Below are 8,078 nucleotides of genomic sequence, written 5' to 3'. Positions count from 1 at the left end.
GCAGCATATAAAGGATTAAAAGAAGCTGGAATAGATTCAGAAATAACTCAATACTCATTCTGTACAAATGGAAGCCACTATGCAGGTGAAGCTGGAATAAAGACAATAGGATTTGGTCCTTCTAAAGAAAATCTTGCTCATACAATAGATGAATATATTGAGCAAGAACAATTATTTATAGGAACAGAAGGCTACTATGGAATATTAAAATCTGTATATGGAAAATAATATTTAGTTCACAATAAATTATTTAAATATAGTCTAGAGGTGCTTAATATAGCACCTTTAGATAATACTTTAAAGCTTAAAAGTTAGGAGGTATATATGGGAACAATACTAAGAGGTGGAACTATAATTACCTCTGATAAAACTTATATAAGTGATTTAAGGATAGAAGATGAGAAAATAGTTGAAATAGGAAATAATCTAGAAATAAATGATGATAAGGTTATTGATGCTACAGGGAGAATTGTAATTCCTGGAGGGATAGATACACATACTCATTTTGATATGAATGCAGGTTCTATTATTACTGCTGACAATTTTGAAACAGGAACAAGAGCAGCTATAGCTGGAGGAACTACCACTATACTAGATTTTGCAGAAGCTAGTGAAGGTGAAAATCTGCTGCAAGGGGTAGAAACATATCATAAAAAAGCAAGTGGAAATTGTTATTGTGATTATGGATTTCATATGACAATTACATGTCTGGATAAAGATACATTTGCTCATATGGAAAAGCTTATTTCAGATGGAATAGTATCTTTTAAGATGTATATGGCATATGATGGCATGAAAGTAGATGATGGAACTATATACAAAGTTTTAAAGAAAGCTAAAGACTTAGGTTGTATAGTTGAATTTCATTGTGAAAATGGTGATTTACTAGATGTATTGATAGAAGAAAACATACAAAATGGTAATTTAGAACCCAAATATCATCCGCTTACTAGACCTAATATAGTTGAAAAAGAATCTGTTTCAAGACTTGCTGATATAACTAAATTATCAAACTCAAAATCCTATGTAGTTCATTTAAGTTGTAAAGAGTCACTTGAGACTGTGAAAATTGCTAGAGAAAAAAATATAGATATGATAGTAGAAACATGTCCACAGTATCTACTATTAGAAGATGATTTATATGATAAGGCTGAATTTGAGGGTGCTAAATATGTAATGTCTCCTCCTTTAAGAAAAAAAGAAGATATAAGTTACCTTTGGGAAGGTTTAGCTAATGGAGACATACAAACAGTTGGTACCGACCATTGTTCGTTTAATTTTAAGGGTCAAAAAGATTTGGGAATTAATGATTTTAGTAAGATACCAAATGGGGCTCCTGGTGTTGAACATAGGTTATCTCTTTTATATACATATGGAGTTTTAGAAAATAAGATAAGTGCAAATAAATTTGTAGAAGTCACTTCAACAAATGCTGCAAAAATATTTGGGATGTATCCTAAAAAAGGCGAAATAGCTGTAGGAAGTGATGCAGATATAGTTATTTTGAATACTGATAAAGAAGAAACAATTAGCTATCAAACTCAAAAACAAAATGTAGATTATACTCCATATGAGGGGTTTAATATCAAATGTAAAGTAGAAGATGTGTTTTTGAGAGGAAACCATGTAGTACAAAGTTGTAATATTAAAGAACAAGCAATGGGTCAATACATTAAAAGAAAAATTACTAAATAATGCGGGGGGAAATAAGAATGATGGATATACTTATTAAGAATGCCATAATAGTAACTGTAAATAAAGAGAGAGAAGTTATTTTTGATGGGGCGTTAGTAGTAAAGGATAACAAGATTGCTGATATTGGGAATTCTAAGGAAATAGAAAGTAAATATACAGATGTTAAAAAGGTAATAGATGCTAAGGGTAAAGTTCTATTCCCAGGTTTTATAAATACACATAATCACTTATTCCAGACTTTATTAAAAGGATTGGGAGATGATATGGTACTTAAAGACTGGTTAGAAACTATGACTTTTCCAGCAGCTAACTATTTAGAACCAAAAGATACTTATGATGCTGCAATGCTTGGATGTATTGAAGGACTTAGAAGTGGTATAACAACTATGGTTGACTATATGTATCCTCACAGTAAACCAGGTCTTTGCGATGGAATAATAGATGCTTATAAAGAATTAGGAATAAGAGGAATACTTGGAAGAGGATGTATGAATACAGGTGCTCAATTTGGAGTTCATCCTGGAATAATGCAAGATGTAGAAACGGTTGAAAAAGATGTAAGAAGATTATTTGAAAAACACCATAATACAGAAAATGGAAGAATCAAAATAGGAGTAGCTCCCGCAGCAATATGGTCAAATTCTCAAGAAATGCTTGAGATGCTATGGAGAGTAGTAAAAGAATATGATGATGCTTTATTTACAGTACACATATCAGAAACTCCTTTTGATAGAGAAGCTGCAAAAGAATTGCATGGGCAATATGACATAGATGTTTTAGAAAAATTAGGAATACTTGGACCAAATGTACTTATGGTACATTGTGTGTATTTAACTGAAAAAGATATGGAACTTACTAAAAAATATGACATGAAAGTATCTCATAATACAGCAAGCAATATGTACTTATCTTCAGGTGTTGCACCAGTACCAGAAATGCTTAAAAAAGGAATAACAGTTAGTTTAGGAGTAGATGGAGCTGCTAGTAATAACTCTCAAGATATGCTTGAACTTATGAAATTAACAGCACTTCAACATAAAGTTAATAAGTGTGATCCATTAGCAATGTCAGCAGAAAAAGTTCTTGAGTTAGCAACTATAGATGGGGCAAGAGCTATTGGAATGGAAGATGAGATAGGGTCATTAGAAATAGGTAAGAAAGCAGATTTACTAATATTTAATCCAATGCTTTCACCAAAAGCAATACCTATGCATAATCCAGTATCTACATTAGTATATTCTTCTAGTATGAAAAATATAGAGGGAGTTATAGTAGATGGAAATATAATAATGGAAGATTCAAAAATATTAACAGCTAATGAAGAGAAAGCATTAAAAGATGCTCAAGATACAGCTGAGAGACTTTGTGTAAGAGGAACTATAAAGAATAGAATGGAAGGTCATAAATGGAATAGCCTTTATTAATAAGTTTGATTTTATTCATAAAGAAGTAGAATAAAAACTTTGGCTTAAAAATATGAGTTTTGAGGTGATTTATTTGATTATCAAATGTACCATAAATAATAAAGAAAAAGAATTAAGTATAAGACCAGATGATTTTTTAGCAGATACACTAAGAGAAAATGGGTATGTAAGTGTTAAAAAAGGATGCGATACAGGTTCATGTGGACTATGTACAGTAATGGTGAATGACAAGGCAGTACTTTCTTGCAACTATCTTACTGCAAGAGTAGATGGTCAACATATAACAACGCTTGAAGGTGTTTTGGATGAAGCAAAGAAATTTGGGGATTTTCTTGCAGATGAAGGAGCTGACCAATGTGGATTTTGTGCTCCTGGATTTATAATGATGGTTTTGGCTATGAAAAGAGAACTTCAAAATCCAACTGAAGAAGAAGTTATAGATTATGTAAATGGCAACCTTTGTAGATGCACAGGATATAAAGGTCAATTAAGAGCAATACATAAATATTTGAACACTTAAGTTTTTAAGTGAAAATTAAATTGATATGGGGAGAGAATATGATAACTATAAAGGAATATGTAGTTCCAAAAAGTTTAGATGAAGCTTATGAACTGCTAATATCAAGAAAAAATAACATAATACTTGGAGGCTGCGGATTTTTAAAGTTAGGTAATAAAAATATTGGTTCAGCAATAGATTTAAAAGACTTGGCTTTGGATTATATAAATGAAACTGATGATAGCATATTAATTGGAGCAGATACAAGTTTAAGAACTTTAGAATTAAATAAGGTTATTAAAAATTACTGTAATGGAGTAATTTCAAATGCTGTTTCTAATATAGTAGGAGTTCAATTTAGAAGTGGAGCTAGAGTAGGAGCTAGCGTATTTGCTAAGTATGGATTTTCAGATTTAATACCTTCATTACTAGTAGTAGATGCAAAGGTTAGGTTATATAAAAAAGGGGTTATGAACTTAGCTGATTTTTTAGAAAGTGAGCTTGAAAAAGATATATTAATAGAAATTATATTACCTAAAAAAGATGCTATAGGTGTATTTGATTCTATAAGAAAATGTACAGGTGATTTTGCAGTATTAAATGGAGCAATGTTAAAAGAAGGAAGTACTTATAAAATTGCAATAGGAGCTAGACCAAGAAGAGCAAAAATTGCCTATAAAGCAAGTGAAATATTAAGCTTAGAAAATGATATAGAAAAAGCTGGAGAAGTATCAAGTGAAGAACTTTCATTTGGAAGCAATATAAGAGGAAGTAAAGAGTATAGAAAAGACATGGCAAAAGCTTTAGTAGTAAGAATGTATAATAGTATTGGAGGTGAGTGTGATGGTAAATAAAGAAGTAAGAAAAATAGATAGTGAAGCCATTATTACTGGAAAACCAATATATACAGAAGATTTAATCTTTCATAAAGATGTTTTGACTATTAAACTTCTTAGAAGTCCACATGCTTTTGCAAAGATAAAAAACATCGATATAAAAAATGCATTAAAAGTAAAAGGTGTAGTAGATATATTCACTTACAAAGATGTGCCAAATTATAGATATTCAATGGTTGGTGAATCATATCCAGAAGCCTCACCTCATGACCAATTAATACTTGAAGATATAGTTAGATATGTAGGAGATGAGGTTGCTATAATAGCTGCTGAAGATGAAAGGTCTGCTATTAAAGCTATGAAACTTATAAAAGTAGAATATGAAGTAATGACTCCTATATTGGATGCAAGAGAATCAGAAGGAAATAAAACCTTAATCCATGAAGAAGATGATTTGTTTTGTCCATTTGATTTTGGATTAGATGCTACAAAAAACATTGTATCAAGAGAAAAAATGGGTAAAGGGGATGTAGAAAAAGAGTTTAAAGAAAGTGATGTAATAGTAGAACATTCTTATATGACTCAATCACAAGCCCATTGTATGATGGAAACTCATAGAGCTTATACGTATATAGATACGAATGGTAGATTAGTAGTAACTTCTGCAAATCAATCAGCTTATCATATGAGAAGACAGGTTTCTAGAGCATTGGGAATACCTCTTTCAAAAGTGAGAGTAATAAAACCAAGAATAGGTGGAGGTTTTGGTGGAAAAAATATAGCTGTAACGGAGATATATGCATCATTTGTGACTTGGATGACAAAAAGACCAGCAAAGCTTATTTATACTAGAGAAGAAACTTTTGCAATGACTAATACTAGACATCAGATGTTTTTTGATATAAAGATTGGGTCAGATAAAGAAGGAAATATAAAAGCTATAGATATGAAAGCCTTGAACAATACAGGTGCTTATGGAGATAATGGACCTTCAGTTTGTTCTGAATCAGGGCATAATGTACTTCCAACATATAACAATGTACCTGCAATAAAATTTGATGGAAGAACTGTGTATACTAATTTAGTTCCAGGGGGAGCATTAAGAGGATACGGAGCAACACAAGGTACATTCGCACTTGATTGTGCAATCGATGAATTAGCACATAAACTTAATATGGACCCAACAGAAATAAAATTGAAAAATATTATAAAAAAGCAAACTGAAGGCGGAATAATGAATTTTCCAATCAGAAGTTGTGCACTTGATGAATGTATAATTAGAGGAAAGAAACTTATTGGATGGGATGAAAAATATCCTGTCAGAGAGATTGGAAACAATAAAGTAAGAGCTGTTGGAATGTCTGTGGGAACTCATGGTTCTGGTATAGCTAACATAGATATGGCAATAGTAAATATGAGAATGGATGAAGATGGAACTTATAAGTTGTTTTCTGGGTCTTCAGACTTAGGAACTGGTTCTGACACAATACTTGCTCAAATAGCTGCAAAAGCATTGAATACATCTATTGATAGAATTTCTGTTTATACAGGAGATACAGATATGTGTCCATATGATACTGGTGCATATGCTTCTTGTACTACTTATGTAACTGGAAATGCTACAATAAAATCTGCTGAAAGTTTAAAACAAAAGATATTAAAAGTAGCACAGAAGAAACTAGATTTACCAATAGATGATTTAATACTATATGAGGATAGAGTTTGCTATAGTGAAGATGTAGATAAGTTTGTATTGTTAAGTGAATTAGGAAGAGAATCTGTTGGTGGTGGAAATCAAGAGGTTTTATATTCATCTGAATCATATGGAATACAAGAGAGTGCGAAACCATTCTTAGCAGGATTTGCTGAAATTGAGTTAGACAAAACGACAGGTGAGTTTAAAGTAATAAATTATGCCTGTTCTACTGATTGTGGTACAGTTATGAATCCTGCACTTGCTAGAATACAAGTTGAAGGTGGTGTAACTCAAGGTATAGGGCTTGCAATGTATGAAGACCCTAGACATGGTTCTGATGGAAAGCTTCAGACTTCTAATTTATTACAATACAAAGTTCCAACAAAAAAAGATATAGGAAATATATTTGTTGATTTTGTAGATAGTTATGATCCAACAGGTCCATATGGAGCTAAATCTTTAGGGGAAATAGTTATTCATACACCAGCACCAGCAATAGCAAATGCAATATATAATGCTACTGGAGTTCGTGTAAGAGAACTTCCTATAACTTCTGAGAAAGTTTATATGGCTATGAAAAAATTAAATCAGGGGGGAAAATAAATGATTGCTATAAAAAGTAAATACTTAATATCTTCTGCTGATGAAATATATACAAATTATGCTGTTGTAGTAGAAAATGACATTATAAAAGATATATTACCAAATGAAGAAGTTGAAATAAAGTACAAAAATATTGAACGAATAATAGATAAATCGGATGCTATAGTAATGCCAGGATTCATTAATGGTCATATGCACCAATATGGAGTGCTTTCTAGAGGAATACCTGCAAACGTACATTTTACTGATTTTGAAGGTTTTTTAAATGATTATTGGTGGCCATTTATAGAAAACAGAATAGGATTAAAAGAAGTAAAGGCAACAACTAAAGCATCAGCAATAGAGCTTATAGAATCTGGTGTAGTAGCTTTTTGTGATACTCTAGAGGCTCCAAATACAGAGGTAGGAACTTTAATTGAGCAAGGTAAAATATTAGAAGAGATAGGGATGAAAGCGGTTTTATCCCTAGAAAGTTGCGAGAGAATAAGTTATGAAAATGGGCTTAGATGTTTAGATGAAAATTCTAATTTGATAAAGTGGAGTAGAGAAAATAGTAAATTAATAAATGGAATAATGTGTACTCATACAAGTTTTACATGTTCAGATAAATTTATTAAGCAAGCTAAAGAAGATGCAAAGAAATTAGATGCGCCAATGCAATTCCATTTATGTGAGAGTATATATGAACCAAACTATGCTGAAAAACATTTTGGTAAAAAAGCTGTTGAATACTATAATGATTTAGAGATATTGGATGAAACTGTATTAGCTTCTCAGTGTGTAAAAGTAAATGATGAAGAGATAGAGATATTAAAAGAAAAAGGAGTAAAAGTGGTTCATATGCCTCTTAGCAACTGCGAAGTAGGTGGAGGTTTTTCTCCAGTACCAAAAATGATTAAAAAAGGTATAAAAGTAGCACTTGGTACAGATGGATATATAAATGATTTTTTTGAAGTTATGAGAGGTGCATTCTTAATGCACAAATCAGTCGAAGAAGATGCATCTGTAATGCCAGCAAATATGGTCTTTAAAATGGCAACAGAGTATGGTGCTCATGCACTAGGTCTTCAAAAATCTGGTAAAATAGTAGCTGGCAATAAGGCTGATATAATAGTTATGGAAGATGAATTCAAAACTCCTGTAACTCTTGATAACATATTTGACCAGATAGTAGTACAAGGTAAAAAAGAATTTATATCAAATGTATACATAGATGGTAGACATATTTTAAAAGAAAAACAATTAGTTGATTTAGATAAAAAAGCTATTGTTAAAGAGATGAAAGAAGTTGCTTGTGAATTTTGGAAATTTTAATGAATGTAAAT

6 protein-coding genes and 1 pseudogene are annotated in these 8,078 nt (G+C 31.4%); all 7 read left to right on the top strand.

Features of this window, described 5'->3' with window-relative positions:
- A pseudogene (locus KGF38_RS18505) lies at positions 1-228 on the top strand (YgeY family selenium metabolism-linked hydrolase); the annotation flags it as partial.
- Between the two features lie 96 nt (positions 229-324).
- Positions 325-1,695 (top strand): dihydropyrimidinase, encoded by a 1,371-nt coding sequence (gene hydA / locus KGF38_RS18500; RefSeq protein ID WP_074178240.1) that lies wholly within the window; start codon positions 325-327, stop codon positions 1,693-1,695.
- A 17-nt stretch (positions 1,696-1,712) separates the two neighbouring features.
- On the top strand, positions 1,713-3,119 hold the full coding sequence (locus KGF38_RS18495; RefSeq protein ID WP_054270537.1) for an amidohydrolase family protein: 1,407 nt from the start codon (positions 1,713-1,715) through the stop codon (positions 3,117-3,119).
- Positions 3,120-3,192: 73 nt separating this feature from the next.
- The gene (locus KGF38_RS18490) at positions 3,193-3,639 is read left to right on the top strand and encodes a (2Fe-2S)-binding protein (RefSeq protein WP_009890210.1); all 447 of its coding nucleotides are present in this window, start codon (positions 3,193-3,195) and stop codon (positions 3,637-3,639) included.
- Positions 3,640-3,677: 38 nt separating this feature from the next.
- Complete coding sequence (locus tag KGF38_RS18485) at positions 3,678-4,472, top strand: FAD binding domain-containing protein (protein ID WP_054270535.1); 795 nt, start codon at positions 3,678-3,680, stop codon at positions 4,470-4,472.
- Positions 4,462-6,753, top strand: a complete 2,292-nt coding sequence (locus KGF38_RS18480; RefSeq protein ID WP_054276880.1) for a xanthine dehydrogenase family protein molybdopterin-binding subunit — start codon at positions 4,462-4,464, stop codon at positions 6,751-6,753. The genes KGF38_RS18485 and KGF38_RS18480 overlap by 11 nt, the downstream gene beginning before the upstream one ends.
- Positions 6,754-8,067 (top strand): amidohydrolase family protein, encoded by a 1,314-nt coding sequence (locus KGF38_RS18475; RefSeq protein WP_074178239.1) that lies wholly within the window; start codon positions 6,754-6,756, stop codon positions 8,065-8,067.
- The last annotated feature ends 11 nt before the right edge of the window (positions 8,068-8,078 follow it).

The sequence above is a fragment of the Clostridioides sp. ZZV14-6387 genome, assembly GCF_020657835.1.
Lineage (GTDB): Bacteria > Bacillota > Clostridia > Peptostreptococcales > Peptostreptococcaceae > Clostridioides > Clostridioides difficile_A.
This window is presented reverse-complemented; position numbering and strand designations above follow the sequence as displayed.

What these genes read in the sequence shown, in the direction of transcription:
- hydA (WP_074178240.1), top strand. Translation starts at nt 325, where the DNA reads ATGGGAACAATACTAAGAGGTGGAACTATAATTACCTCTGATAAAACT.
- KGF38_RS18495 (WP_054270537.1), top strand. Translation starts at nt 1,713, where the DNA reads ATGATGGATATACTTATTAAGAATGCCATAATAGTAACTGTAAATAAA.
- KGF38_RS18485 (WP_054270535.1), top strand. Translation starts at nt 3,678, where the DNA reads ATGATAACTATAAAGGAATATGTAGTTCCAAAAAGTTTAGATGAAGCT.
- KGF38_RS18480 (WP_054276880.1), top strand. Translation starts at nt 4,462, where the DNA reads ATGGTAAATAAAGAAGTAAGAAAAATAGATAGTGAAGCCATTATTACT.
- KGF38_RS18475 (WP_074178239.1), top strand. Translation starts at nt 6,754, where the DNA reads ATGATTGCTATAAAAAGTAAATACTTAATATCTTCTGCTGATGAAATA.